The 26,710-nt window shown below is 51.1% G+C and carries 23 protein-coding genes; 15 read left to right on the top strand and 8 right to left on the bottom strand.

Annotated features, from left to right (window positions below; translation table 11 throughout):
* Positions 1-6: 6 nt before the first annotated feature.
* The 6 genes from C7B16_RS03975 to C7B16_RS03950 all read right to left on the bottom strand — a co-directional run bounded on the left by C7B16_RS03975 (position 7) and on the right by C7B16_RS03950 (position 6,456).
* On the bottom strand, positions 7-336 hold the full coding sequence (locus C7B16_RS03975) for a cytochrome o ubiquinol oxidase subunit IV (RefSeq protein ID WP_000019804.1): 330 nt from the start codon (positions 334-336) through the stop codon (positions 7-9).
* Entirely contained in the window at positions 336-950 is a 615-nt protein-coding gene (locus tag C7B16_RS03970) for a cytochrome o ubiquinol oxidase subunit III (protein WP_000179822.1), read from the bottom strand. The genes C7B16_RS03975 and C7B16_RS03970 overlap by 1 nt, the downstream gene beginning before the upstream one ends.
* Entirely contained in the window at positions 940-2,931 is a 1,992-nt protein-coding gene (gene cyoB / locus C7B16_RS03965; RefSeq protein ID WP_000467192.1) for a cytochrome o ubiquinol oxidase subunit I, read from the bottom strand. Before cyoB ends, C7B16_RS03970 begins: the two co-directional genes overlap by 11 nt.
* 21 nt (positions 2,932-2,952) lie before the next feature.
* Complete coding sequence (gene cyoA, locus C7B16_RS03960) at positions 2,953-3,900, bottom strand: cytochrome o ubiquinol oxidase subunit II (RefSeq protein ID WP_001515888.1); 948 nt, start codon at positions 3,898-3,900, stop codon at positions 2,953-2,955.
* Between the two features lie 458 nt (positions 3,901-4,358).
* Complete coding sequence (gene ampG, locus C7B16_RS03955) at positions 4,359-5,834, bottom strand: muropeptide MFS transporter AmpG (protein WP_016248419.1); 1,476 nt, start codon at positions 5,832-5,834, stop codon at positions 4,359-4,361.
* 43 nt (positions 5,835-5,877) lie between these two features.
* On the bottom strand, positions 5,878-6,456 hold the full coding sequence (locus C7B16_RS03950; protein WP_107179382.1) for a lipoprotein: 579 nt from the start codon (positions 6,454-6,456) through the stop codon (positions 5,878-5,880).
* A 304-nt stretch (positions 6,457-6,760) separates the two neighbouring features.
* On the opposite strand from C7B16_RS03950, the gene bolA reads away from it, so the two are divergent.
* The 9 genes from bolA (at position 6,761) to fadM (ending at position 17,101) form a co-directional block, all read left to right on the top strand.
* Positions 6,761-7,078 carry a transcriptional regulator BolA gene (gene bolA, locus C7B16_RS03940; RefSeq protein ID WP_032240659.1) on the top strand — a complete coding sequence of 106 codons (318 nt, stop codon included), beginning with the start codon at positions 6,761-6,763 and terminating at the stop codon, positions 7,076-7,078.
* A 343-nt stretch (positions 7,079-7,421) separates the two neighbouring features.
* Positions 7,422-8,720 carry a trigger factor gene (gene tig, locus C7B16_RS03930; protein ID WP_001198397.1) on the top strand — a complete coding sequence of 433 codons (1,299 nt, stop codon included), beginning with the start codon at positions 7,422-7,424 and terminating at the stop codon, positions 8,718-8,720.
* A gap of 245 nt (positions 8,721-8,965) precedes the next feature.
* The gene (gene clpP, locus C7B16_RS03925) at positions 8,966-9,589 is read left to right on the top strand and encodes an ATP-dependent Clp endopeptidase proteolytic subunit ClpP (protein ID WP_000122253.1); all 624 of its coding nucleotides are present in this window, start codon (positions 8,966-8,968) and stop codon (positions 9,587-9,589) included.
* Positions 9,590-9,714: 125 nt separating this feature from the next.
* Positions 9,715-10,989 carry an ATP-dependent protease ATP-binding subunit ClpX gene (clpX, locus tag C7B16_RS03920; protein WP_000130317.1) on the top strand — a complete coding sequence of 425 codons (1,275 nt, stop codon included), beginning with the start codon at positions 9,715-9,717 and terminating at the stop codon, positions 10,987-10,989.
* 187 nt (positions 10,990-11,176) lie between these two features.
* Entirely contained in the window at positions 11,177-13,531 is a 2,355-nt protein-coding gene (gene lon, locus C7B16_RS03915; RefSeq protein ID WP_001295325.1) for an endopeptidase La, read from the top strand.
* A 190-nt stretch (positions 13,532-13,721) separates the two neighbouring features.
* On the top strand, positions 13,722-14,012 hold the full coding sequence (hupB, locus tag C7B16_RS03910; protein ID WP_254892905.1) for a nucleoid-associated protein HU-beta: 291 nt from the start codon (positions 13,722-13,724) through the stop codon (positions 14,010-14,012).
* A 191-nt stretch (positions 14,013-14,203) separates the two neighbouring features.
* Positions 14,204-16,075 carry a peptidylprolyl isomerase gene (ppiD, locus tag C7B16_RS03905; RefSeq protein ID WP_107179381.1) on the top strand — a complete coding sequence of 624 codons (1,872 nt, stop codon included), beginning with the start codon at positions 14,204-14,206 and terminating at the stop codon, positions 16,073-16,075.
* A gap of 150 nt (positions 16,076-16,225) precedes the next feature.
* On the top strand, positions 16,226-16,597 hold the full coding sequence (locus C7B16_RS03900; protein WP_000680305.1) for a helix-hairpin-helix domain-containing protein: 372 nt from the start codon (positions 16,226-16,228) through the stop codon (positions 16,595-16,597).
* Positions 16,598-16,702: 105 nt separating this feature from the next.
* The gene (fadM, locus tag C7B16_RS03895; protein WP_001194535.1) at positions 16,703-17,101 is read left to right on the top strand and encodes a long-chain acyl-CoA thioesterase FadM; all 399 of its coding nucleotides are present in this window, start codon (positions 16,703-16,705) and stop codon (positions 17,099-17,101) included.
* A gap of 94 nt (positions 17,102-17,195) precedes the next feature.
* Here fadM and queC read toward each other — a convergent pair whose 3' ends face one another.
* Both queC and C7B16_RS03885 read right to left on the bottom strand, forming a co-directional pair.
* Positions 17,196-17,891 (bottom strand): 7-cyano-7-deazaguanine synthase QueC, encoded by a 696-nt coding sequence (queC, locus tag C7B16_RS03890; RefSeq protein ID WP_107179380.1) that lies wholly within the window; start codon positions 17,889-17,891, stop codon positions 17,196-17,198.
* Between the two features lie 64 nt (positions 17,892-17,955).
* On the bottom strand, positions 17,956-19,656 hold the full coding sequence (locus C7B16_RS03885) for an SgrR family transcriptional regulator (RefSeq protein ID WP_001238185.1): 1,701 nt from the start codon (positions 19,654-19,656) through the stop codon (positions 17,956-17,958).
* A 99-nt stretch (positions 19,657-19,755) separates the two neighbouring features.
* Between C7B16_RS03885 and cof the strand changes: the two genes are divergently transcribed.
* From cof to amtB, 6 genes are all read left to right on the top strand, one after another.
* On the top strand, positions 19,756-20,574 hold the full coding sequence (cof, locus tag C7B16_RS03880) for an HMP-PP phosphatase (RefSeq protein ID WP_001515892.1): 819 nt from the start codon (positions 19,756-19,758) through the stop codon (positions 20,572-20,574).
* Positions 20,575-20,727: 153 nt separating this feature from the next.
* A complete protein-coding gene (decR, locus tag C7B16_RS03875) occupies positions 20,728-21,186 on the top strand; it encodes a DNA-binding transcriptional regulator DecR (protein WP_000884589.1) in 459 nt (152 codons plus the stop codon).
* A 29-nt stretch (positions 21,187-21,215) separates the two neighbouring features.
* Positions 21,216-22,988 (top strand): SmdA family multidrug ABC transporter permease/ATP-binding protein, encoded by a 1,773-nt coding sequence (locus C7B16_RS03870; RefSeq protein WP_001515893.1) that lies wholly within the window; start codon positions 21,216-21,218, stop codon positions 22,986-22,988.
* Positions 22,981-24,762 carry a SmdB family multidrug efflux ABC transporter permease/ATP-binding protein gene (locus C7B16_RS03865; protein ID WP_107179379.1) on the top strand — a complete coding sequence of 594 codons (1,782 nt, stop codon included), beginning with the start codon at positions 22,981-22,983 and terminating at the stop codon, positions 24,760-24,762. Before C7B16_RS03870 ends, C7B16_RS03865 begins: the two co-directional genes overlap by 8 nt.
* Positions 24,763-24,942: 180 nt before the next feature.
* A complete protein-coding gene (gene glnK / locus C7B16_RS03860) occupies positions 24,943-25,281 on the top strand; it encodes a P-II family nitrogen regulator (protein WP_000780338.1) in 339 nt (112 codons plus the stop codon).
* Positions 25,282-25,310: 29 nt separating this feature from the next.
* Positions 25,311-26,597 (top strand): ammonium transporter AmtB, encoded by a 1,287-nt coding sequence (amtB, locus tag C7B16_RS03855; RefSeq protein WP_000685045.1) that lies wholly within the window; start codon positions 25,311-25,313, stop codon positions 26,595-26,597.
* Positions 26,598-26,710 lie beyond the last annotated feature (113 nt).

Raw genomic sequence — 26,710 nt, 5'->3', positions numbered from 1 at the left:
CCGCTCTTAGTGCATCATCATGTTGTAGTTGAGGTTCCACATAATCCAGATGGAGCCTACAACCAGAATAGCGATGATTAGCACGGTGAAGACAAACGCCGTCATGTTCCAGCCTTCATCTGATTTGGTATTCATGTGCAGGAAGCACACCAGATGCACCAGAACCTGTACCACTGCCATTGCCAGGATCGTTCCCAGAATTACGGCCGGGGAGGCAGTTCCTGTCATTACCATCCAGAATGGGATCACCGTCAGGATTATCGACAGGATAAAGCCTGTCATGTAGGTTTTTACGCTGCCATGGGACGCGCCGCCGCTCACGTTAGAATGACTCATTACATCGCCCCCATCAGATAAACAACAGTGAACACACAGATCCACACCACATCGAGGAAGTGCCAGAACAGACTCAGACACATGATGCGGGTACGGTTAGTGCTGGTCAGGCCGCGACGCGCGATTTGCACCATCAGCACCGCCATCCAGATAAGACCGGAAGTGACGTGCAGACCGTGCGTACCCACTAGCGCAAAGAACGCTGACAGGAAGCCGCTGCGATCCGGGCCCATGTCGTTAACAATCAGGTGATGGAATTCATAGAGTTCCATCCCGATAAATCCAGCACCAAACAACCAGGTCAACGCCAGCCAGGAGATAACCTGGCTTTTGTTGTTTTTGTACATGGCGATAGCCGCCATGCCGTAGGTGATGGAGCTGAACAACAGCAAGAAAGTTTCAACCAGAACGAACGGCAGTTCGAAAATGTCCTTACCTGTCGGGCCGCCTGCGGTGCCGTTCACCAGAACGGCATAGGTAGCAAACAAGATAGAAAACAGAATGCAGTCGCTCATCAGGTAGATCCAAAATCCGAAGATTTTGGTTCCGCCTGCATCGTGGTGCCCGTGTTCGTGCGCGTGGGCAGTCGCGTGCGTCAAAGTATCAGTTGCCATTTTTCAGCCCTGCCTTAGTAATCTCATCGAAATGCTGATTTTCCAGTTTTTCGATTTCTGCCACCGGCACGTAGTAATCCACGTCCTCGTCGAAGCTTTTCACGATCCAGGTGATGATCATGCCTGCGAAGCCAACAATCGCCAGCCACCAGATATGCCAGATCATGGCGAAACCGAAGATGGTGGAGAAAGCAGCGATGACGATACCGGCGCCGCTGTTTTTCGGCATATGAATTTCTTCATAGTGGTCAGGCTTTTTGTACGCTTCGCCTTTCTCTTTCATTTCCCAGAATGCATCACGCTCGTGAACGTGCGGCACAACGGCAAAGTTATAGAACGGAGGCGGGGAAGAGGTTGCCCACTCCAGCGTGCGGCCACCCCACGGGTCGCCAGTCAGATCACGGTTCTGATCGCGGTCGCGAATAGAGACGTACATCTGAATCACGAGGCAGAGAATACCCAGCGCAATCAGTACCGCACCGCTGGCTGCAATCATCAGCATCGTGTGGAACTGCGGGTCAATCTGCTGGCTCAAACGACGGGTCATGCCCATGAAGCCCAGCGCGTACAGCGGCATAAAGGCAACGAAGAAGCCGATAATCCAGAACCAGAACGCGCGTTTACCCCAGGTCTCGTTCAGTTTGAAACCGAACGCTTTAGGCCACCAGTAGGTCATCCCTGCGAAGCAGCCGAAGACCACGCCGCCGATGATAACGTTATGGAAGTGTGCAATCAGGAACAGGCTGTTATGCAGAACGAAGTCTGCGCCCGGTACTGCCAGCAGCACGCCAGTCATACCGCCCACTGAGAAGGTGACGATAAAACCGATGGTCCACAGCATCGCAGAATGGAACACGATGCGACCCTGATACATGGTGAACAGCCAGTTGAAGATCTTCACCCCGGTCGGAATGGCGATAATCATCGTGGTGATACCGAAGAAGGCATTTACGTTCGCGCCCGCACCCATCGTAAAGAAGTGGTGCAGCCAGACGATGAACGACAGCACGGTAATACAGACAGTCGCCCATACCAGCGAGGTATAACCAAACAGACGTTTACGCGAGAAGGTCGCTGCAATTTCGGAGAACACACCGAAAACAGGCAGGATCAGGATGTAAACTTCCGGGTGTCCCCATGCCCAAATCAGGTTGATGTACATCATCATGTTGCCACCCATATCGTTGGTAAAGAAATGGGTGCCCAGATAGCGATCCAGGGTTAGCAACGCGACGGTAACCGTCAGAATTGGGAAGGAGGCGATAATCAGAATGTTTGCGCACAGTGATGCCCAGGTAAATACCGGCATCTTGAACATGGTCATGCCCGGTGCACGCATCTTCAGAATGGTAACGAAGAAGTTAATACCGGTTAGCGTCGTACCTATACCGGATAGCTGGAGACTCCATATCCAGTAATCGACACCGACTCCCGGACTGTACTCTATTCCCGATAGCGGTGGATAGGCCAGCCAGCCAGTCTGCGCGAATTCGCCCACGCCGAGAGAAACGTTAACCAGAATCACACCAACAACGGTAAACCAGAAGCTTAAGTTGTTGAGGAACGGGAACGCAACGTCACGCGCGCCAATTTGCAGCGGAACCACCAGGTTCATCAGACCGATAACGAAAGGCATCGCCACGAAGAAGATCATAATCACACCGTGAGCGGTGAAAACTTGATCATAGTGGTGTGGCGGCAGGAAGCCTGCTTCGCCAGCCGAGGCCAGTGCCTGTTGACTACGCATCATAATGGCATCTGCAAAACCACGCAGCAGCATCACAATCGCTACGATGATATACATGATACCAAGGCGTTTATGGTCGACAGAGGTCAGCCACTCTTTCCACAGGTAGGTCCACTTACCGAAGTAAGTGATCAGGCCAACGAGCGCCAGACCTCCCAAAATAATGCCAGCGATCGTAACCATGATGATAGGTTCATGGAACGGGACTGCATCAAGTGTTAATTTTCCGAACATCTTTATTCTTCCTCAACCCCTTTAATGGGCGGATTCCGCGTGGCTCATGTCCATGCCTTCCATACCTTCGTGTGCGCTGTGCTCACCTTCGGGCTGAGTCATGTCCATGCTCTTACCGTGAGCCATAAACTTGTTAATCACATCGGCAAACAAGTCGGGTTTCACGTTGGAGAAATATTCCACCTGGTTGTATTCGCTAGGCGCAGCCAGTTTTTCGAAGGTGGCCATGTCAGACATGGTTTTCGTCGACTGTTTTGCTTTTGCGACCCATTGGTCGAATGCGGCACGATCCGGTGTGGCGATAGCGTTGAACTTCATGCCGGAGAAGCCCTGACCGCTATAGCTGGCGGAAATACCGTCATAAGTACCGGGTTCGTTGGCGATCAGATGCAAGCGAGTCTGCATACCGGCCATGGCATAAATCTGGCTACCCAGACGCGGAATAAAGAAGGAGTTCATCACGGAGTTGGAGGTCACTTTGAAGTACACCGGAGTGTTCGCCGGGAAAGCGATTTCATTCACGGTAGCAATGCCCTGTTCCGGGTAGATGAAGAACCATTTCCAGTCCATGGAAACCACTTCGATGGTAATGGGCTTCTCGTCGTGTGCCAGCGGCTTGCTAGGCTCAAGAGCGTGAGTGGTTTTCCAGGTCAATACCGCAAGGAAGATGATGATTAAGATTGGCACCGTCCAGACCACAGCTTCCACTTTATTGGAGTGTGACCAGTTCGGGCTGTACTTAGCATCTTTATTGCTCGCACGGTACTTCCAGGCGAAACCAACAGCCATCAAGATTGCGGGAATAACGACAATCAACATCAGGCCAAATGCCGTCAGTATCAGCGAACGTTGCTCCAGACCAATCTGTCCTTTGGGATCTAACAGCGCAGAATTACAGCCACTGAGCAATACAGAGCCTGCAAATAATGACAACCATCCCAAACTTTTATTGTATTTCCTGAGTCTCATTTAACGACCTCAATTCCACGGGATCTGGTGGCGTTTAAAGTGTGTGGGCATTTTACGGGAAGGTTACATTACTGTAAACATGATTAAATTACTGTTACTTGAATTTGGCTTGCGGGTCACATATGTTGCAAAACATATCGGATTGATTTTAAGAAGCTGTTGCAAAAGGGCGTTATAACGAAAGGGGACTGAAGGAGGGGGTGGGGATGGCAATTGGTATAACCAATCTCAAAATAAAACAATTATTTAACAAATAATTATCATCAAGATGACAAAACGGGCGTGGGGAAATAAAGAGTCATTAGCTGAATCGTGTAAAAAATAAAATATATAGATGGGGTCAATAATTTCCGAAAGCTAAGCCGCACAAAAGAACAAATATTATTAAGCGCTGCTGATGTTTATTTAGCCGTAATAATTACGCCGGGTGATTACTACAGCTAAATAATATTCACTGATTACGTCAAATGCGTTTTTCGTAGTGCCAGATAGTCCAATAAACCACCAAGTATGACACCACCCAGAGCGACTAAAACGCCGATTTCCAGCAGTGCAGGCAGGAAAGAGAAGTGAGTCAAATCCAGCGCATTCATCGTTAACAGCAGTAACCACACGGCCAACAGACTGACGCCTGCTGCCAGTGTCCACATGGCAAAGGTATAACCAGATGGATACTCGGTACGTGGGATAAAGTTGTCGTTGACCCGCGTGTACTCCAGCGTCTGGCGGCAAACCAGCAGCAAAATAAGTCCAGGTACAGCGGCCGCAACAGAGAACAGATAGAATGTCGACCAGCCGTGAGCTTCAACAAACCAGCCCGCTACGGGGCCTACATAAACCCGTCCTACAGCAGAAAGCGCTGAGAGCAGGGCGAACTGAGTAGCGGAAAATGACTTATTACACAGGGTCATTAACAGCGCCACAAATGCCGATGTGCCCATCCCGCCACACAGGTTTTCGAAAAAGACTGCCGCGCCCATGCTGTAGAGATGCTTATCAGTCACAGAAAGCAGCCAGTAACCGGCGTTGGACGCACCTTGTAAAAGGCCGAAAATCAGCAGCGCACGGAACAGTGAAAGACGCTGCATCAAAATACCGCCGTACAATGCGCCGACGATGGTCGCCAGCAAGCCGAGCGTTTTGTTAACCACGCCCACTTCGCCGGCATCAAATCCGACACCGCGAATCAAAAAGGTGGTTGTCAGGCTCATGGCGAAAGCATCGCCCAGCTTATACAGCACAATTAAAAGCAGAATTAACCATGCGTTATTGCGACCAAAGAAATCACGTAGTGGCGCAACAACAGCTTGCTCCAGCGTTTTGGGTACAGGAATGGTGTCGGTTGGTTCTGGCGCAAGCAAAGTCGCAATGATGCACGGGATTAACAGAGCTGCCATTAGCCAGTACATGCCTTGCCAGCCCAACCATTTATCCGCCAGCCATAAGGCTAAACCGCCGGAAACCAGCATCCCTAAACGGTAACCCAGCACGCTGATTGCCGCACCTGCGCCGCGTTCTTCCGCGGGAAGCACATCCGTTTTCCACGCATCAAAGACGATATCCTGGGAGGCCGAGCAAAAAGCGATAACGACTGCCAGTGCCGCCATCCAGCGAAGTTGCGTACCAGGTTCGAGAAAACCCATCGCCGCAATCGCCAGCAACAATAACGCTTGCGTGGCGAGCAGCCAGCCGCGCCGTCGCCCGAGAAACGGCGGAGTATAGCGGTCCATCAGCGGCGACCAGAGAAATTTAAATACGTAAGCCTGACCCACCAACGAGAAGAAACCAATGGTTTTAAGATCGATATTCTCGACTGTCATCCACGCCTGTAACGTGCCGGATGTCAGGGCGAGCGGCAGCCCGGAAGCAAAACCCAGAATCAACAAAATAGCTGAACGAGGCTGTTGGAAAATACGTAAATATTGACTGGACATGGGCGTCTACAGGCCCGACTTGCACCGGGCCAGAGGGCAGAAATTAACGTGCGTTCTGCTTAATGAATTCGTGGATGCTGGTGTCCTGAGACATGTCAGCGATGGTGTCGGTCAGCACGCTGTTAACCGCGTCAGCGATGTTTTTGTTAGAGGCCTGAAAAGCGCCCTCAACGTTGTAGCTGGCACGATAGTTTTTGGTCATTTTGTTGCCATTCTGCGCGGTGGCGATGATGGCGATATCCGCTTTGGTAGCAATGTTGTAGCGCACATTGCCCTGGGACACGTTGGCATACAACTGGCTAACGATGATTTGCAGATTAACCGGGCCATTCGGGCCAACCATATAACCGCGAGCGGTCATTTGTTTTTCCAGCACTTCTTGCAGCAGGAAACGCAGATCGCGGGACGCGGTCAGGGTAACAATTTGGTTGTCACGGGTGACTTTTGCTAACGCCTGATCGGTACGCTGATCGGCACCATTAATGCTAACGGTGACGCCCATCAGACTTGGATCTTGCTGTGGCAGTGTCATCGTCGGAGAAACTTCAATGGTTGTTGGCGGTTTCGCGCATCCTGCAAGCATAAACAGAGCAACTAACGGGAAGAGGATTTTTTTGAACATGTTCTGGCTCTCAGAGACTTTTAAGCGTGTTTGGTAAAGATTCCCGCCATCATAACATCGCCAACGACGAGGGGAAGTGGGTAAGACATGTAAATTCATTATGTTGACGAAATAATCGCCTTAGGTAAAAGAAACACCGATGTGAAGCCGGTGAATCAATCTTTAAATCAGTAAACTTCATACGCTTGACAGAAAAAACAGGATGAAAGCTAATTATTTGTTGTTAAGCTGTAATGGAAACGGTTAAAGCGGCTAGTATTTAAAGGGATGGGTGACATCTCAGCGTTGTCGGAGGAGATATTTCATGATGATACGTGAGCGGATAGAAGAAAAATTAAGGACTGTGTTCCAACCCGTATTCCTCGAAGTTGTGGATGAAAGCTATCGTCACAATGTCCCAGCCGGCTCTGAAAGCCATTTTAAAGTTGTGCTGGTCAGCGATCGTTTTATGGGTGAACGTTTTCTGAATCGTCATCGAATGATTTACAGTACTTTAGCGGAGGAACTCTCTACTACCGTTCATGCGCTGGCTCTGCATACTTATACCATTAAGGAGTGGGAAGGATTGCAGGATACCATCTTTGCTTCTCCTCCTTGTCGTGGAGCGGGAAGCATCGCCTAAAAACGCATTTGCAACAGTTAGCGTTTTTCCAGTATGTTGCTAAAGATTTTATGAAAAACGGCCTGCGGGCCGTTTTGTTTTGTCTGGATTTTGCGCTTTTTGCCCAGCATTCAGACGAAAATTGCCCGGGAATTGTGAAAAAATACGCGGCAGCGCGCAATAACCGTTCTCGACTCATAAAAGTGATGCCGCTATAATGCCGCGTCCTATTTGAATGCTTTCGGGATGATTCTGGTAACAGGGAATGTGATTGATTATAAGAACATCCCGGTTCCGCGAAGCCAACAACCTGTGCTTGCGGGGTAAGAGTTGACCGAGCACTGTGATTTTTTGAGGTAACAAGATGCAAGTTTCAGTTGAAACCACTCAAGGCCTTGGCCGCCGTGTAACGATTACTATCGCTGCTGACAGCATCGAGACCGCTGTTAAAAGCGAGCTGGTCAACGTTGCGAAAAAAGTACGTATTGACGGCTTCCGCAAAGGCAAAGTGCCAATGAATATCGTTGCTCAGCGTTATGGCGCGTCTGTACGCCAGGACGTTCTGGGTGACCTGATGAGCCGTAACTTCATTGACGCCATCATTAAAGAAAAAATCAATCCGGCTGGCGCACCGACCTACGTTCCGGGCGAATACAAGCCGGGTGAAGACTTCACCTACTCTGTAGAGTTTGAAGTTTATCCGGAAGTTGAACTGCAGGGTCTGGAAGCGATCGAAGTTGAAAAACCGATCGTGGAAGTGACCGACGCTGACGTTGACGGCATGCTGGATACTCTGCGTAAACAGCAGGCGACCTGGAAAGAAAAAGACGGCGCTGTTGAAGCTGAAGACCGCGTGACCATCGACTTCACCGGTTCTGTAGACGGCGAAGAGTTCGAAGGTGGAAAAGCGTCTGATTTCGTACTGGCGATGGGCCAGGGTCGTATGATCCCGGGCTTTGAAGACGGTATCAAAGGCCACAAAGCAGGCGAAGAGTTCACCATCGACGTGACCTTCCCGGAAGAATACCACGCAGAAAACCTGAAAGGTAAAGCAGCGAAATTCGCTATCAACCTGAAGAAAGTTGAAGAGCGTGAACTGCCGGAACTGACTGCTGAATTCATCAAACGTTTCGGCGTTGAAGATGGTTCCGTAGAAGGTCTGCGCGCTGAAGTGCGTAAAAACATGGAGCGCGAGCTGAAGAGCGCCATTCGTAACCGCGTTAAGTCTCAGGCGATCGAAGGTCTGGTAAAAGCTAACGACATCGACGTTCCGGCTGCGCTGATCGACAGCGAAATCGACGTTCTGCGTCGCCAGGCTGCACAGCGTTTCGGTGGCAACGAAAAACAAGCTCTGGAACTGCCGCGTGAACTGTTCGAAGAACAGGCTAAACGCCGCGTAGTTGTTGGCCTGCTGCTGGGCGAAGTTATTCGCGCTAACGAGCTGAAAGCTGACGAAGAGCGTGTTAAAGGCCTGATCGAAGAGATGGCTTCTGCGTACGAAGATCCGAAAGAAGTTATCGAGTTCTACAGCAAAAACAAAGAGCTGATGGACAACATGCGTAACGTGGCTCTGGAAGAACAGGCTGTTGAAGCCGTTCTGGCGAAAGCGAAAGTGACTGAAAAAGAAACCACTTTCAACGAGCTGATGAACCAGCAGGCGTAATTTGCGCAGCCTAACGCGCTAAATTCGCACAAAGGCCCGTCACCGCCAGGTGGTGGGCTTTTTTTTGTCATGAATTTTGCATGGAACCGTGCGAAAACCCTCTTTCGGTGTTAGCGTAACAACAAAAGATTGTTATGCTTGAAATAGGATGATGCCGTACCCATAACACAGGGACTAGCTGATAATCCGTCCATAAGGTTACAATCGGTACAGCAGGTTTTTTCAATTTTATCCAGGAGACGGAAATGTCATACAGCGGCGAACGAGATAACTTTGCACCCCATATGGCGCTGGTGCCGATGGTCATTGAACAGACCTCACGCGGTGAGCGCTCTTTTGATATCTATTCTCGTCTACTTAAGGAACGCGTTATTTTTCTGACTGGCCAGGTTGAAGACCATATGGCTAACCTGATTGTGGCGCAGATGCTGTTCCTGGAAGCAGAAAACCCGGAAAAAGATATCTATCTGTACATTAACTCCCCAGGTGGGGTGATCACTGCCGGGATGTCTATCTATGACACCATGCAGTTTATCAAGCCTGATGTCAGCACCATTTGTATGGGCCAGGCGGCCTCAATGGGGGCATTCCTGCTGACCGCAGGGGCAAAAGGTAAACGTTTCTGCCTGCCGAATTCGCGCGTGATGATTCACCAGCCGTTGGGCGGCTATCAGGGCCAGGCGACTGATATCGAAATTCATGCCCGTGAAATTCTGAAAGTTAAAGGGCGGATGAATGAACTTATGGCGCTTCATACGGGTCAATCATTAGAACAGATTGAACGTGACACTGAGCGCGATCGCTTCCTTTCCGCGCCTGAAGCGGTGGAATACGGTCTGGTCGATTCGATTCTGACCCATCGTAATTGATGCCAGAGGCGCAACTGTGCCGCTATACTTATTCAGGTTGGCACAACGCTGTAAGCGGCTTGCGCCTGAGAATGGCATTTGCGTCGTCGTGTGCGGCACAAAGAACAAAGAAGAGGTTTTGACCCATGACAGATAAACGCAAAGATGGCTCAGGCAAGTTGCTGTATTGCTCTTTTTGCGGCAAAAGCCAGCATGAAGTGCGTAAGCTGATTGCCGGTCCATCCGTGTATATCTGCGACGAATGTGTTGATTTATGTAACGACATCATTCGCGAAGAGATTAAAGAAGTAGCACCGCATCGTGAACGCAGTTCGCTACCGACGCCGCATGAAATTCGCAACCACCTGGACGATTACGTCATCGGTCAGGAACAGGCGAAAAAAGTGCTGGCGGTCGCGGTGTACAACCACTACAAACGTCTGCGCAACGGCGATACCAGCAATGGCGTCGAGTTGGGCAAAAGTAACATTCTGCTGATTGGTCCGACTGGCTCTGGTAAAACGTTGCTGGCGGAAACGTTGGCGCGTCTGCTGGACGTTCCGTTCACTATGGCTGATGCCACCACCCTGACCGAAGCGGGTTATGTGGGTGAAGATGTTGAAAACATCATTCAGAAGCTGTTGCAGAAGTGCGACTACGACGTACAGAAAGCGCAGCGCGGGATTGTCTACATCGATGAAATCGACAAGATTTCGCGTAAGTCTGACAACCCGTCCATTACCCGTGACGTTTCCGGTGAAGGCGTACAGCAGGCACTGTTGAAACTGATCGAAGGTACGGTTGCCGCCGTTCCACCGCAGGGCGGACGTAAGCATCCGCAGCAGGAATTCTTGCAGGTTGATACCTCCAAGATCCTGTTTATCTGTGGCGGTGCATTTGCCGGTCTGGATAAAGTGATTTCCCATCGTGTCGAAACTGGCTCCGGCATTGGTTTTGGTGCGACGGTAAAAGCGAAATCTGACAAAGCAAGCGAAGGTGAGTTGCTGGCGCAGGTTGAACCGGAAGATTTGATCAAATTTGGTCTGATCCCTGAGTTCATCGGTCGTCTGCCAGTTGTGGCAACGCTGAATGAACTGAGCGAAGAAGCTTTGATTCAGATCCTCAAAGAGCCGAAAAACGCCCTGACCAAGCAGTATCAGGCGTTGTTTAACCTTGAGGGCGTGGATCTGGAATTCCGTGACGAAGCGCTGGATGCTATCGCCAAGAAAGCGATGGCGCGTAAAACCGGTGCCCGTGGTCTGCGTTCCATCGTAGAAGCTGCGCTGCTTGATACCATGTATGATCTGCCTTCTATGGAAGATGTGGAAAAAGTGGTTATTGACGAGTCGGTTATTGAAGGGCAAAGCAAGCCACTGCTGATTTATGGCAAGCCGGAAGCGCAACAGGCGTCTGGTGAATAATTAACCATTCCCATACAATTAGTTAACCAAAAAGGGGGGGTTTTATCTCCCCTTTCATTTTTCCTCTATTCCCGACGTTGAATGTGGGAGAAACATCCCCATATACTGACGTACATGTTAATAGATGGCGTGAAGCACAGTCATGTCATCTGATTACCTGGCGGACATTAAACTAAGAGAGAGCTCTATGAATCCTGAGCGTTCTGAACGCATTGAAATCCCCGTATTGCCGCTGCGCGATGTGGTGGTTTATCCGCACATGGTCATCCCCTTATTTGTCGGACGGGAAAAATCTATCCGTTGTCTGGAAGCGGCGATGGATCATGATAAAAAAATTATGCTGGTCGCGCAGAAAGAAGCTTCAACGGATGAGCCGGGTGTAAACGATCTTTTCACCGTCGGGACCGTGGCCTCTATATTGCAGATGCTGAAACTGCCTGACGGCACCGTCAAAGTGCTGGTCGAGGGGTTACAGCGCGCGCGTATTTCTGCGCTCTCTGACAATGGCGAACACTTTTCTGCGAAGGCGGAGTATCTGGAGTCCCCGACTATTGATGAGCGCGAACAGGAAGTGCTGGTGCGTACCGCAATCAGCCAGTTCGAAGGCTACATCAAGCTGAATAAGAAAATCCCACCAGAAGTGCTGACGTCGCTGAACAGCATCGACGATCCGGCGCGTCTGGCGGACACCATTGCCGCACATATGCCGCTAAAACTGGCTGACAAACAGTCCGTTCTTGAGATGTCCGACGTTAACGAACGTCTGGAATATCTGATGGCTATGATGGAGTCGGAAATCGATCTGCTGCAGGTTGAGAAACGTATTCGCAACCGCGTCAAAAAGCAGATGGAGAAATCCCAGCGTGAGTACTATCTGAACGAGCAAATGAAAGCTATTCAGAAAGAACTCGGTGAAATGGACGACGCGCCAGACGAAAATGAAGCGTTGAAGCGCAAAATCGACGCGGCGAAAATGCCAAAAGAGGCAAAAGAGAAAGCGGAAGCAGAATTGCAGAAGCTGAAAATGATGTCTCCAATGTCGGCAGAAGCGACCGTGGTGCGAGGTTATATCGACTGGATGGTGCAGGTGCCGTGGAATGCACGTAGCAAGGTCAAAAAAGACCTGCGTCAGGCGCAAGAAATCCTCGATACCGACCATTATGGTCTGGAACGTGTGAAAGATCGCATCCTTGAGTATCTCGCGGTTCAAAGCCGCGTAAATAAAATCAAGGGGCCGATCCTCTGCCTGGTTGGACCGCCGGGGGTAGGTAAAACTTCTCTGGGGCAGTCCATCGCTAAAGCTACCGGACGTAAATATGTCCGTATGGCGCTGGGCGGTGTGCGTGACGAAGCGGAAATCCGTGGTCACCGCCGTACTTACATCGGTTCTATGCCGGGTAAATTGATCCAGAAAATGGCGAAAGTGGGCGTGAAAAACCCGCTGTTCCTGCTCGATGAGATCGACAAAATGTCTTCTGACATGCGTGGCGATCCAGCTTCCGCACTGCTTGAAGTGCTGGATCCAGAGCAGAACGTGGCGTTCAGCGACCACTATCTGGAAGTGGATTACGACCTTAGCGACGTGATGTTTGTTGCGACGTCGAACTCCATGAATATTCCGGCGCCACTGCTGGATCGTATGGAAGTTATTCGTCTCTCTGGTTATACCGAAGATGAAAAACTGAACATCGCCAAACGTCACCTGCTGCCGAAGCAGATTGAACGTAATGCACTGAAAAAAGGTGAGCTGACCGTCGACGATAGCGCCATTATTGGCATTATTCGTTACTACACCCGTGAGGCGGGCGTGCGTGGTCTGGAGCGTGAAATCTCCAAACTATGCCGTAAAGCGGTTAAGCAGTTGTTGCTCGATAAGTCATTAAAACATATCGAAATTAACGGCGATAACCTGCATGACTACCTCGGTGTTCAGCGTTTCGACTATGGTCGCGCGGATAACGAAAACCGCGTTGGTCAGGTAACTGGTCTGGCGTGGACGGAAGTCGGCGGCGACTTGCTGACCATCGAGACAGCGTGTGTTCCAGGCAAAGGTAAACTCACTTACACTGGTTCGCTGGGCGAAGTGATGCAAGAGTCCATTCAGGCGGCGTTAACTGTGGTTCGCGCGCGTGCGGAAAAACTGGGGATCAATCCAGATTTTTACGAAAAACGCGACATCCACGTGCACGTACCGGAAGGTGCGACGCCGAAAGATGGTCCGAGCGCCGGTATTGCCATGTGCACCGCACTGGTTTCTTGCCTGACCGGTAACCCGGTTCGCGCCGATGTGGCGATGACTGGTGAGATTACTCTGCGTGGTCAGGTGTTGCCAATCGGCGGTTTGAAAGAAAAACTGCTGGCAGCGCACCGCGGCGGGATTAAAACAGTGTTAATTCCGTTTGAGAACAAACGCGACCTGGAAGAGATTCCGGACAACGTGATTGCCGATCTGGACATTCATCCTGTGAAGCGCATTGAGGAAGTTCTGACTCTGGCGCTGCAAAATGAACCGTCTGGAATGCAGGTTGTAACTGCAAAATAGTGACTTCGCGCAAATTGCACTAATAAAAAAAGGGCTGGTGGGTCAATTCGGGCTTGCCAGCCTTTTTTTGTCTCGTTAAGTTAGAGGGCGGATTAGGCTTGCCCTTATTAAGGGGTGTTGTAAGGGGATGGCTGGCCTGATATAACTGCTGCGCGTTCGCACCTTGAAGGATTCAAGTGCGGGATAAATTATAAAGAGGAAGAGAAGAGTGAATAAATCTCAATTGATTGACAAGATTGCTGCAGGGGCTGATATCTCTAAAGCTGCGGCTGGCCGTGCGTTAGATGCTATTATTGCTTCCGTAACTGAATCCCTGAAAGAAGGGGATGATGTAGCACTGGTTGGTTTTGGTACTTTTGCCGTTAAAGAGCGTGCTGCCCGTACTGGTCGCAACCCGCAGACCGGTAAAGAGATCACCATCGCTGCAGCTAAAGTACCGAGCTTCCGTGCAGGTAAAGCGCTGAAAGACGCGGTAAACTAAGTATTGTCCCCATTGGGGATGTGACGAAGTTCAAGGGCGCATCTACTGATGTGCCTTTTTTATTTGTATTCCGTGACTTTCTGCAAGTTGTGGGCTGACAATTGCCCCCGTTTCTTGTCACAATAGGCCTTTGCACGCAGCGATATGTTGCGTGAGGTATACAGTCACCTACAGCGGAGTGTTGTTACACCATGATGGACAGCTTACGCACGGCTGCAAACAGTCTCGTGCTCAAGATTATTTTCGGTATCATTATCGTGTCGTTCATATTGACCGGCGTGAGTGGTTACCTGATTGGCGGAGGCAATAACTACGCCGCAAAAGTGAATGACCTGGAAATCAGCCGCGGGCAGTTTGAGAACGCTTTCAACAGCGAGCGTAATCGGATGCAGCAACAGCTTGGCGATCAATACTCTGAGCTGGCTGCGAACGAAGGCTACATGAAAACCCTGCGTCAACAGGTGCTGAATCGTCTGATCGACGAGGCGCTGCTGGATCAGTACGCCCGCGAACTAAAACTGGGTGTCAGCGATGAGCAGGTTAAACAGGCTATTTTCGCAACCCCAGCCTTTCAGGTTGACGGCAAGTTTGATAACAGCCGCTATAACGGTATCCTCAACCAGATGGGGATGAGTGCCGATCAGTACGCACAGGCGCTGCGTAACCAGCTTATGACCCAACAACTGATTAACGGCGTTGCGGGCACTGACTTTATGCTAAAAGGTGAAACCGACGAGCTGGCAGCGCTGGTTGCTCAACAACGTGTAGTGCGTGAAGCGACTATCGACGTTAACGCTCTGGCGGCTAAGCAGGCAGTGACCGAACAGGAAATCGCCAGCTACTACGAGCAAAACAAAAACAGCTTCATGACTCCGGAACAATTCCGCGTGAGCTACATCAAACTGGATGCCGCAACGATGCAGCAACCGGTTAGTGATGCGGATATCCAGAGTTACTACGATCAGCATCAGGATCAATTCACCCAGCCGCAGCGTACCCGTTACAGCATCATCCAGACCAAAACTGAAGATGAAGCGAAAGCGGTACTTGATGAGCTGAACAAAGGTGGTGATTTTGCTGCGTTAGCAAAAGAAAAATCTGCCGATATTATCTCTGCCCGTAACGGCGGCGATATGGGTTGGTTAGAAGATGCCACTATCCCGGATGAACTGAAAAATGCTGGTCTGAAAGAAAAAGGCCAACTGTCCGGCGTCATCAAATCTTCTGTGGGTTTCTTGATCGTGCGTCTGGACGATATTCAGCCTGCGAAAGTGAAGTCGTTAGACGAAGTCCGTGACGACATCACGGCGAAAGTGAAACACGAAAAAGCCCTGGATGCGTACTACGCGCTGCAGCAGAAAGTGAGCGATGCGGCAAGCAACGACACCGAATCTCTGGCCGGTGCAGAGCAGGCTGCGGGTGTTAAAGCCACCCAGACTGGCTGGTTTAGTAAAGATAAACTGCCGGAAGAGTTAAACTTTAAGCCGGTTGCGGACGCTATCTTCAACGGCGGTCTGGTTGGTGAAAACGGTGCGCCGGGCATCAACTCTGACATCATCACCGTAGACGGCGATCGCGCATTCGTGCTGCGCATCAGCGAGCATAAACCAGAAGCGGTTAAACCATTGGCAGATGTTCAGGAACAGGTTAAAGCGCTGGTTCAGCACAACAAAGCTGAACAGCAGGCGAAAATCGATGCTGAAAAACTGCTGGTTGATCTGAAAGCGGGCAAGGGTGCGGAAGCTATGCAAGCTGCCGGTTTGAAATTTGGCGAGCCGAAAACCTTAAGTCGTTCCGGCCGTGACCCAATTAGCCAGGCCGCGTTTGCACTGCCTCTGCCAGCGAAAGACAAACCGAGCTACGGTATGGCGACCGATATGCAAGGTAATGTGGTTCTTCTGGCGCTGGACGAAGTGAAACAAGGCTCAATGCCGGAAGAACAGAAAAAAGCGATGGTGCAGGGTATCACCCAGAACAACGCACAAATCGTCTTTGAAGCGCTGATGAGTAACCTGCGTAAAGAGGCGAAAATCAAAATTGGCGACGCGCTGGAACAGCAATAATCCTGAAGCCGCTTCGCAAAAAAATGCTTTGTAGCTGTAACAAGAAAAGGTCGCTTTCGCGGCCTTTTCCATTTCTGAATATTGCCATTTGTTTACTGTTTTCACTGCCGTTAAGGTGATTCCACTGTTAACAAACAAGGAGAAAACAGTATGAAACACGGAATCAAAGCACTTCTCATTACTCTGTCTCTGGCTTGTGCCGGAATGTCTCATAGCGCGCTGGCGGCTGCCCCTACGGCGAAACCGGCAGCGGTAGAAACCAAAGCGGAGGCACCCGCAGCACAAAGCAAAGCGGCAATACCGGCGAAAGCCAGTGACGAAGAAGGCACCAGAGTCAGTATTAACAATGCCAGTGCGGAAGAGTTAGCCCGCGTTATGAATGGTGTTGGCCTGAAGAAAGCGCAGGCGATTGTCAGTTATCGGGAAGAGTACGGTCCGTTTAAAACGGTGGAAGATTTAAAACAGGTGCCGGGGATGGGCAATTCGCTGGTGGAACGTAACCTTGCGGTATTAAGTCTGTAATTAATTTGCATAGTGGCAATTTTTTGCCAGACTGAAGAGGTCATACCAGTTATGACCTCTGTGCTTATAACTGTTCTTATAACAACAACGTAAGGCTATTGCGCTATGCAAACACAAATCAAAGTTCGTGGATACCATCTCGATGTTTACCAGCACGTTAACAACGCCCGCTACCTTGAGTTTCTCGAAGAAGCCCGCTGGGATGGACTGGAAAATAGCGACAGCTTTCAATGGATGACCGCCCATAACATCGCTTTTGTGGTAGTCAATATCAATATTAACTATCGTCGCCCGGCGGTGTTGAGCGACCTGCTGACCATTACCAGTCAGTTGCAGCAATTAAACGGTAAAAGCGGCATTTTAAGTCAAGTAATCACCCTTGAGCCGGAAGGACAGGTGGTGGCGGATGCGCTCATCACCTTTGTTTGTATTGATCTCAAAACGCAGAAAGCATTAGCCCTGGAAGGGGAACTGCGCGAAAAGCTGGAGCAGATGGTTCAGTAAACGTTTTGTTGTGCCGGATGCGACGCGGGGTGCGTCTTATCCGGCCTCCAGGCGTGATACAATCGTAGATCGGATCAGGCGACACCCCGAATAATTACTTCAATCCGGTCTTCTGTTTCATCGCCGTCATCACCGCCGATTTATCGGCCAGATAATGATTCAACCCGTTGGCACGCAGATTACACGCAGCACAATGACCGCAACCGTCGCCTTTAATGCCGTTATAGCAGGTCAACGTTTCGTTACGGACTAAATCCAGCTTGCCGTAATAATCCGCCAGCGCCCAGGTTTCCGCTTTATCAATCCACATCAACGGTGTTTCAAAGCGAATATCTTTCGCCATGCCCAGACTGACGGCATGGTTCAGTGCTTTCACAAACTCATCGCGGCAATCCGGGTAACCGGAGAAATCCGTTTCGCAGACGCCGGTAATTACTGCTTCTGCTTTTACCTGATACGCATATATTGCCGCCAGCGTCAGGAACAAAATATTACGCCCTGGGACAAACGTATTCGGGATACCATCGGCTTCAGGTTCATAATCTGGCACTGGAATGCTGTCACGCGTCAGGCTGCTAACCGCTAGCTCGTTGAGCAGCGTCACATCCAGCACCTTATGCGCGCGTGCCCCTAGTTTTAGCGCCAGTTCGCGGGCCACGTCGATCTCTGCGCGATGGCGCTGGCCGTAATCAAATGTCACGCAATGGACTTCATCATATTGCTGCAATGCCTGTACCAGACAGGTGGTGGAATCCTGGTCTCCACTGAACACAACGACAGCACGTTTCATAAATCATCCTGCTAAATCGGTAAAAACCTTATGGTAACGCCTGTGGTTAACCCCGACCAGTGCTTCATTGCGACGGTGCGGGAAGCCAGGCTTCGGTAAATTCAAACCAGCCGCGCGGCGTCAGACGGACACCGTTAACACCGGGCGGCGCGCTAATGCGATAGTGATAGTTAAACAGTGGTGTCAGCGTGGCGTTATCCATTAATTGTGTGAAGACCGCTTTCAGGGCGTTATGTCGGTTTTCCTCATCAGGCATCAATTGCACGGCATCCAGTGTTGAGTGCAGATGTGCATATGTGCTGGCAGTGAAAACATGTGGCCAGAGCGGATCGCAACGCAGCCATTGCTCAAGGGTATATTCCGGTGCTTCGCCAATTAATCTATCGCCCATCATCAAATCTGCCTGAGCTAGTGGGGTTGTGTCATCCCAGTTTTTCGCATGATGAAAAATAATCTTTAATTCGCAACCTTCTGCTGCCAGCGTCGTCCGTAGCTGTTCTGCCATAGCATGAAGTTCCACTGGCAGGTGATAAGCCAGCGTCAATGTTTCCGGTAGTTTGACCTCATCTGGCACTTCCCATTGCGGAATAGTCCAGCCAGGCAGCAATGCATTACTGGCGGTGATCAGGTTTTCTCCGACTTCTAACGTTTGCAGTAAACCAGATTGATGAATAATGGTGATCACTTTTCGCGCCTGCCAGAGGGTTAGTCGGGAGCTTTTGCGCAACGTTAAATAGCAAAAACCTAAACTGATGCCGCTACTGACCTGGCTGACCAGAGGCAGATCCTCGGGTTTACCGATAGTGATTTGCACTGGATGCTGGCAACTGGTTCCCAAATCTTTTTCAAAAAGCGGTGGAGTTATCCAGTATTCAACCGCTTTTAGCAGTGGATGACGTAAATGGTAATAATCGTGACTTTCCAGACGCACCAGTTCCGCTGTGAATTGTGTTAAGCGAAAAGGACCGGTTCCCACCTGCGGGAATTGTGGATGCGCGAGATGACTGCAATAGCTTGCCAGCCGGTGGGCAAGCCAGTAATCGGGGCGATGTAAAAAGAAGGTCAGGCACTGCGGATGGGGGACTTCAATACGCTTCACGCTAATAAATAATTTACCCAATGCAGGTAGCTGGAGCAGCATCAACAACCGCTGATGCAGTTGCGTTGCTTTTACAGCATCGCCGTTATGCCAGTGCAGTGTTGAACGAAGATAAAAATCCCAGCGTAGCCCGTCAGTAGACGTTTCCCAGTGGTGCGCTAAATCGCCAATTGGGCGTTGCGTATTATTGTCGAAGCGGGTCAGGCCGGAAAAAACTTGCCCGGCGAGATGCTGCTCGGCACGGCCGGGCAAAAAGCCCGGTTGTAGCGGTTCGAGTGGGCGATAATAGGGGATACGCAACGTCGGTGTATCGTTATGCCATTGCCCGCCCATAAACGGTTGTAACAGGGTACGCAGCTCGCCAGGAGCCAGTTGCGCCAGCTCCAGCACATCCTGCTGTTTCCCGGTTTCCAGCGCCTGTTCCATCATCGTATTGCGCAGGAATTGCGGCGTCACCAGAAAGCGTAGTTGCCCGCGCTTTCCGCGTCCTGATTGCGCCTGCCACTCCAACCATCCAGCCTCCTGTGCCTGACGTAACAGTGTGCGCACATGCCGTTCGCTGCAAAAACAGCGTTCGGCCAGTTCGCTGACGGTCACGGACTGCGTCTCTCCCGCGGAAGGTTGCCACAGACGTTGATACTGGTTAAGACGGTTAAGCAGTCGCATATAAACCCGGAACAATATTATTTAACTATTCACTATTACTTCCGTATATATCAGGTGATACTCAATCACCATTAACCCTGTCACAGAGTGGAGAAAGAAATGGCTCGTCTGGCAGCATTTGATATGGACGGCACTTTATTGATGCCTGACCACCACTTAGGTGAGAAAACCCTCTCTACTCTGGCGCGCCTGCGTGAACGCGATATCACCCTTACTTTTGCTACGGGTCGCCATGCGTTGGAGATGCAGCACATTCTCGGGGCGCTATCGCTGGATGCGTATTTGATTACCGGCAACGGTACGCGCGTGCATTCTCTGGAAGGTGAATTGTTACATCGTGATGATTTACCTGCAGATGTGGCGGAACGGGTGCTCTATCAGAAGTGGGATACCCAGGCCAGCATGCATATCTTCAATGATGATGGCTGGTTTACCGAACGCGAAATTCCGGCGTTGTTGCAGGCATTTGTCTATAGCAAGTTTCGTTATCAGATTATCAATGTCAAAAAAATGCCTCTCGACCGCGTCACCAAGGTCTGTTTCTGTGGCGATCATGACGATCTTACGCGCTTGCAGATCCAACTACAGGAAGCATTAGGCGAGCGAGCACATTTGTGTTTTTCCGCGATTAATTGCCTGGAAGTACTGCCGGTGGGGTGCAATAAAGGCGCAGCGTTGGTGGTGCTGACCCAATATTTAGGTTTTTCGCTGCGCGACTGCATGGCCTTTGGCGATGCGATGAACGATCGTGAAATGTTAGGCAGCGTCGGCAGCGGCTTTATTATGGGCAATGCGATGCCGCAACTTCGCGCGGAACTCCCTCATTTACCGGTGATTGGACACTGCCGAAATCAGGCTGTCTCTCACTATTTGACGCACTGGCTGGACAATCCACATCTACCTTATTCCCCCGAATAACGAGATCCCTTCCAGCACCGGGCAATAGCCCGGTTTTTTTTTGCTTTGAATTTGTCATTTTGTGCAGTGGCGTTTAAACCGCACAGAATAAATTGTCGGTATTTGACCTTTAAAATAGAATGAAAAGAGAAAATAATTCTCTGTGGGTGGGCTATGTTAGATAAAATTGATCGTAAGCTGCTGGCCTTGCTACAGCAGGATTGTACCCTCTCTTTGCAGGCTCTGGCAGAAGCCGTTAATCTGACAACCACGCCTTGCTGGAAGCGTCTGAAACGGCTGGAGGATGACGGTATCCTTATCGGCAAAGTTGCCTTACTGGACCCGGAAAAAATTGGCCTCGGGCTGACCGCTTTTGTACTGATTAAAACGCAACATCACAGCAGCGAATGGTATTGCCGCTTTGTCACGGTGGTAACGGAAATGCCAGAAGTGCTGGGGTTCTGGCGCATGGCCGGTGAATACGATTATCTGATGCGTGTCCAGGTTGCCGACATGAAACGCTACGACGAGTTTTATAAGCGTCTGGTAAACAGCGTGCCAGGGCTGTCGGACGTTACTTCCAGTTTCGCGATGGAACAGATTAAATACACCACTTCTTTACCCATCGAATAAATATCCAAAATCAGGTCAGGACACAACGCGTGCGATTATTTGCTCAACTAAGCTGGTATTTCCGTCGGGAATGGCGTCGCTATCTCGGGGCTGTGGCCTTGCTTGTCATTATCGCGATGCTGCAACTGGTTCCGCCGAAAGTAGTCGGGATTGTGGTCGATGGCGTGACGGAACAACACTTTACGACCGGACAGATCCTGATGTGGATCGCCACTATGGTGCTGATTGCAGTCGTGGTTTATCTACTGCGTTATGTCTGGCGTGTACTGTTGTTCGGTGCGTCTTATCAACTGGCTGTTGAACTGCGTGAAGATTATTACCGCCAGTTAAGCCGCCAGCATCCAGAATTTTACCTGCGTCACCGGACGGGGGACTTAATGGCCCGCGCGACGAATGACGTTGATCGCGTGGTATTTGCCGCCGGGGAAGGGGTGCTGACGCTGGTGGATTCGCTGGTGATGGGCTGCGCGGTGCTGATTATGATGTCAACGCAAATTAGCTGGCAGTTGACCTTAATAGCGCTGCTGCCGATGCCGGTGATGGCGATCATGATCAAACGTAATGGCGACGCTTTACATGAGCGTTTTAAGCTGGCGCAGGCGGCGTTTTCCAGCCTCAACGACCGCACCCAGGAGAGCCTCACCAGTATCCGTATGATTAAAGCCTTTGGTCTGGAAGATCGCCAGTCGGCGCTATTTGCCGCAGATGCCGAGGACACTGGCAAGAAAAACATGCGTGTGGCACGTATTGATGCCCGTTTCGATCCGACCATCTATATCGCTATTGGGATGGCGAATTTACTGGCGATTGGTGGGGGAAGCTGGATGGTTGTGCAGGGCAGTTTAACGCTGGGACAGCTCACCAGTTTTATGATGTATCTTGGCCTGATGATCTGGCCGATGCTGGCGCTGGCATGGATGTTTAACATTGTGGAACGCGGCAGCGCGGCGTACAGCCGTATTCGAACGATGCTGGCGGAAGCGCCGGTCGTCAAAGATGGTAGCGAAAGTGTGCCGGAAGGACGCGGTAAACTGGATGTGAATATTCGCCAGTTTACCTATCCGCAAACTCACCATCCTGCGCTGGAAAACGTCAGTTTCGTATTGAAGCCCGGTCAGATGCTGGGCATTTGCGGGCCGACCGGTTCCGGCAAAAGTACCGTGCTGTCACTCATTCAGCGTCATTTCGACGTCAGCGAGGGGGATATTCGCTTTCATGATATTCCTCTGACGCAGCTACAACTCGACAGTTGGCGTAGCCGCCTGGCAGTCGTCAGTCAGACGCCGTTCCTTTTTTCCGACACCGTGGCGAATAACATTGCGCTGGGTTGCCCGAATGCTACCCAGCAAGAGATTGAGCACGTAGCGCGTTTGGCCAGTGTGCATGACGATATTCTTCGTCTGCCGCAAGGTTACGACACAGAAGTGGGCGAACGTGGCGTGATGCTTTCCGGTGGCCAAAAACAGCGTATCTCCATTGCCCGGGCGTTACTGGTGAATGCGGAAATCCTCATTCTGGATGATGCGCTTTCTGCGGTGGACGGACGCACAGAGCACCAGATCCTGCATAACCTGCGCCAGTGGGGACAGGGGCGAACGGTCATCATCAGCGCCCATCGTCTTTCTGCACTGACAGAAGCCAGTGAAATAATTGTGATGCAGCACGGGCATATCGCTCAACGCGGCGATCATGATGTGCTGGCGCAACAAAGCGGCTGGTATCGCGATATGTATCGCTATCAACAACTGGAGGCGGCGCTTGACGATGCCCCTGAAATTCACGAGGAGGCCGTTGATGCGTAGTTTTAGCCAACTGTGGCCGACTCTGAAGCGCCTGTTAGCATACGGTTCGCCGTGGCGTAAGCCGCTGGGTATTGCGGTTCTGATGATGTGGGTTGCAGCAGCGGCAGAAGTGAGTGGGCCGCTGCTCATCAGCTATTTTATCGACAATATGGTGGCGAAAAATAATCTGCCGTTGAAGATGGTTGTTGGTCTGGCGGTGGCGTATGTTGGGCTGCAACTGCTTGCCGCCGGACTGCACTACGCGCAGTCGTTGTTATTTAACCGGGCGGCGGTTGGCGTTGTACAACAGTTGCGTACCGACGTGATGGATGCTGCGCTACGCCAGCCATTAAGTGAGTTTGATACCCAGCCGGTCGGGCAGGTCATTTCCCGCGTCACCAATGACACAGAAGTGATCCGCGATCTCTACGTTACCGTGGTCGCAACCGTTTTGCGTAGCGCCGCACTTGTGGGTGCGATGCTGGTGGCGATGTTCAGTCTCGACTGGCGAATGGCGCTGGTGGCAATAATGATCTTCCCGGTCGTGCTGGTGGTGATGGTGATATACCAGCGTTACAGTACGCCGATTGTCCGCCGCGTGCGCGCCTATCTGGCGGATATCAACGACGGTTTTAACGAAATCATCAATGGCATGAGCGTTATCCAGCAGTTCCGTCAGCAGGCGCGATTTGGTGAACGTATGGGGGAGGCCAGCCGTTCGCACTATATGGCGCGAATGCAAACCCTGCGGCTCGACGGCTTTTTACTGCGACCACTGCTTAGTCTGTTTTCATCGCTCATTCTTTGCGGTTTGTTGATGCTGTTTGGTTTCTCTGCCAGTGGCACTATTGAAGTGGGCGTGTTGTATGCGTTTATCAGCTATCTGGGGCGACTTAACGAACCATTAATCGAACTGACCACGCAACAGGCAATGCTGCAACAGGCTGTTGTCGCAGGTGAGCGTGTATTTGAACTGATGGACGGGCCGCGCCAGCAATATGGCAATGATGATCGCCCGTTACAGAGCGGCACCATTGACGTCGATAATGTGTCGTTTGCCTATCGTGATGACAATCTGGTACTGAAAAACATTAATCTGTCTGTGCCTTCGCGCAACTTTGTGGCGCTGGTCGGGCATACCGGCAGTGGCAAAAGCACTTTGGCAAGTTTGCTGATGGGCTATTACCCGCTAACGGAAGGCGAGATTCGTCTCGACGGACGTCCGTTAAGTTCGCTAAGTCACAGCGCGCTGCGCCAGGGCGTGGCAATGGTGCAGCAAGATCCGGTTGTGCTGGCGGATTCCTTCCTGGCGAACGTTACGCTGGGGCGTGATATCTCCGAAGAACGCATCTGGCAAGCGCTGGAAACGGTGCAACTGGCAGAGCTGGCGCGCAGCATGAGCGACGGCATTTATACGCCGTTGGGCGAGCAGGGGAATAATCTCTCAGTCGGGCAAAAACAGTTGCTGGCGCTGGCGCGCGTGCTGGTAGAAACACCGCAAATCCTGATCCTTGATGAAGCAACCGCCAGTATTGATTCCGGTACTGAACAGGCGATTCAGCACGCCCTGGCGGCGGTGCGCGAACATACTACGCTGGTGGTGATCGCTCACCGCTTATCGACCATTGTTGATGCCGACACCATTCTGGTGCTTCATCGTGGACAAGCCGTGGAGCAGGGGACGCACCAGCAACTGCTTGCGGCTCAGGGACGTTACTGGCAGATGTACCAACTGCAACTTGCAGGAGAAGAACTGGCTGCCAGCGTACGTGAAGAGGAATCGTTGAGCGCCTGATTAGCGCAAAATTTCATCGTTGGTGCAAAAATGCAACGCACTGTGCACTGTCATAGTGCGTTTTTGTTTTCAATCACCTTTGCGTCCTGCTTTCCCTCTCGTTTTTCATTTCTGGCACACCGCTTGCAATACCTTCTTCGTGTAGCAGAACCATTACCGAATTCTGACCGGAGGGGATCTATGAAGCTGGTGACCGTGATAATCAAACCATTCAAGCTGGAAGACGTTCGTGAAGCGTTATCTTCCATTGGCATCCAGGGCCTGACCGTCACTGAAGTGAAAGGTTTCGGGCGTCAGAAAGGGCATGCTGAGCTGTACCGTGGCGCGGAATACAGCGTCAATTTCCTGCCAAAAGTAAAAATCGATGTGGCGATTGCCGATGATCAACTCGATGAAGTGATCGATATCGTCAGCAAGGCGGCTTACACCGGAAAAATTGGCGACGGCAAAATCTTTGTCGCTGAATTGCAACGCGTCATTCGTATCCGTACCGGCGAAGCCGACGAAGCGGCGCTGTAATCTCTGGCACACAGCAACAGGACTGAAAAATGAAGATAGCGACGATAAAAACTGGGCTTGCTTCACTGGCGATGCTGCCAGGACTGGTAATGGCTGCTCCTGCGGTGGCAGATAAAGCCGACAATGCGTTTATGATGATTTGTACTGCGCTGGTGCTGTTTATGACTGTTCCGGGTATCGCGCTGTTTTATGGTGGCCTGATTCGCGGTAAAAACGTGCTGTCGATGCTGACACAGGTGACCGTGACCTTTGCATTGGTTTGTATTCTCTGGGTGGTTTACGGCTACTCACTGGCGTTTGGCGAGGGCAACAACTTCTTTGGCAACATTAACTGGTTAATGTTGAAAAATATCGAATTGACCGCGGTAATGGGCAGTATCTATCAGTATATCCACGTGGCGTTTCAGGGATCGTTTGCCTGTATTACCGTTGGCTTGATCGTCGGGGCGCTGGCGGAGAGGATTCGCTTCTCGGCAGTGTTAATCTTCGTGGTGGTGTGGTTGACGCTCTCTTACATTCCGATTGCGCATATGGTCTGGGGAGGCGGTTTGCTGGCTTCCCACGGTGCGCTGGATTTTGCCGGTGGCACAGTGGTGCACATTAACGCCGCAATCGCCGGTCTGGTAGGCGCGTATCTGGTCGGTAAACGCGTGGGCTTTGGCAAAGAGGCGTTTAAACCGCACAACCTGCCGATGGTCTTTACCGGAACTGCCATTCTTTATATCGGGTGGTTTGGTTTTAACGCCGGGTCTGCGGGCACGGCAAACGAAATTGCGGCACTGGCGTTTGTTAACACCGTGGTAGCAACGGCGGCGGCAATTCTTGGCTGGATCTTCGGTGAATGGGCACTGCGCGGTAAACCTTCTCTGCTGGGGGCTTGCTCTGGTGCGATTGCCGGTCTGGTCGGCGTGACGCCTGCCTGTGGTTACATTGGTGTTGGCGGCGCGTTGATTATCGGCGTGGTAGCTGGTCTGGCAGGCTTGTGGGGCGTTACTATGTTGAAACGTCTGCTGCGGGTGGATGATCCCTGCGATGTCTTCGGTGTACACGGCGTTTGCGGTATTGTCGGCTGTATCATGACCGGAATTTTTGCCGCCAGTTCGCTGGGCGGTGTGGGCTTCGCGGAAGGTGTGACGATGGGCCATCAGGTGTTGGTACAACTGGAAAGTATCGCCATTACGATCGTCTGGTCTGGTGTGGTGGCGTTTATCGGCTACAAACTGGCGGATTTGACGGTTGGCCTGCGTGTACCGGAAGAACAGGAACGTGAAGGGCTGGACGTCAACAGCCACGGCGAAAATGCCTATAACGCGTAACCTGCAATCAAATACAAATTTGCCTGATGCGCTGTGCTTATCAGGCCGACAATAAAAATCACAATTTATTGAATTTACAAGAATTGGTAGGCCGGATAAGGCGTTTACGCCGC

The organism is Escherichia sp. 20412-1 (genome assembly GCF_003027595.1).
In the GTDB taxonomy this organism is placed as follows: domain Bacteria; phylum Pseudomonadota; class Gammaproteobacteria; order Enterobacterales; family Enterobacteriaceae; genus Escherichia; species Escherichia marmotae.
This window is presented reverse-complemented; position numbering and strand designations above follow the sequence as displayed.

Coding starts and splice junctions, on each gene's coding strand:
- amtB (WP_000685045.1), top strand. CDS start 25,311: ATGAAGATAGCGACGATAAAAACTGGGCTTGCTTCACTGGCGATGCTG.
- lon (WP_001295325.1), top strand. CDS start 11,177: ATGAATCCTGAGCGTTCTGAACGCATTGAAATCCCCGTATTGCCGCTG.
- bolA (WP_032240659.1), top strand. CDS start 6,761: ATGATGATACGTGAGCGGATAGAAGAAAAATTAAGGACTGTGTTCCAA.
- C7B16_RS03950 (WP_107179382.1), bottom strand. CDS start 6,456: ATGTTCAAAAAAATCCTCTTCCCGTTAGTTGCTCTGTTTATGCTTGCA.
- cof (WP_001515892.1), top strand. CDS start 19,756: ATGGCTCGTCTGGCAGCATTTGATATGGACGGCACTTTATTGATGCCT.
- C7B16_RS03885 (WP_001238185.1), bottom strand. CDS start 19,656: ATGCGACTGCTTAACCGTCTTAACCAGTATCAACGTCTGTGGCAACCT.
- cyoB (WP_000467192.1), bottom strand. CDS start 2,931: ATGTTCGGAAAATTAACACTTGATGCAGTCCCGTTCCATGAACCTATC.
- decR (WP_000884589.1), top strand. CDS start 20,728: ATGTTAGATAAAATTGATCGTAAGCTGCTGGCCTTGCTACAGCAGGAT.
- glnK (WP_000780338.1), top strand. CDS start 24,943: ATGAAGCTGGTGACCGTGATAATCAAACCATTCAAGCTGGAAGACGTT.
- fadM (WP_001194535.1), top strand. CDS start 16,703: ATGCAAACACAAATCAAAGTTCGTGGATACCATCTCGATGTTTACCAG.
- C7B16_RS03970 (WP_000179822.1), bottom strand. CDS start 950: ATGGCAACTGATACTTTGACGCACGCGACTGCCCACGCGCACGAACAC.
- clpP (WP_000122253.1), top strand. CDS start 8,966: ATGTCATACAGCGGCGAACGAGATAACTTTGCACCCCATATGGCGCTG.
- queC (WP_107179380.1), bottom strand. CDS start 17,891: ATGAAACGTGCTGTCGTTGTGTTCAGTGGAGACCAGGATTCCACCACC.
- ppiD (WP_107179381.1), top strand. CDS start 14,204: ATGATGGACAGCTTACGCACGGCTGCAAACAGTCTCGTGCTCAAGATT.
- C7B16_RS03975 (WP_000019804.1), bottom strand. CDS start 336: ATGAGTCATTCTAACGTGAGCGGCGGCGCGTCCCATGGCAGCGTAAAA.
- C7B16_RS03900 (WP_000680305.1), top strand. CDS start 16,226: ATGAAACACGGAATCAAAGCACTTCTCATTACTCTGTCTCTGGCTTGT.
- tig (WP_001198397.1), top strand. CDS start 7,422: ATGCAAGTTTCAGTTGAAACCACTCAAGGCCTTGGCCGCCGTGTAACG.
- ampG (WP_016248419.1), bottom strand. CDS start 5,834: ATGTCCAGTCAATATTTACGTATTTTCCAACAGCCTCGTTCAGCTATT.
- cyoA (WP_001515888.1), bottom strand. CDS start 3,900: ATGAGACTCAGGAAATACAATAAAAGTTTGGGATGGTTGTCATTATTT.
- C7B16_RS03865 (WP_107179379.1), top strand. CDS start 22,981: ATGCGTAGTTTTAGCCAACTGTGGCCGACTCTGAAGCGCCTGTTAGCA.
- clpX (WP_000130317.1), top strand. CDS start 9,715: ATGACAGATAAACGCAAAGATGGCTCAGGCAAGTTGCTGTATTGCTCT.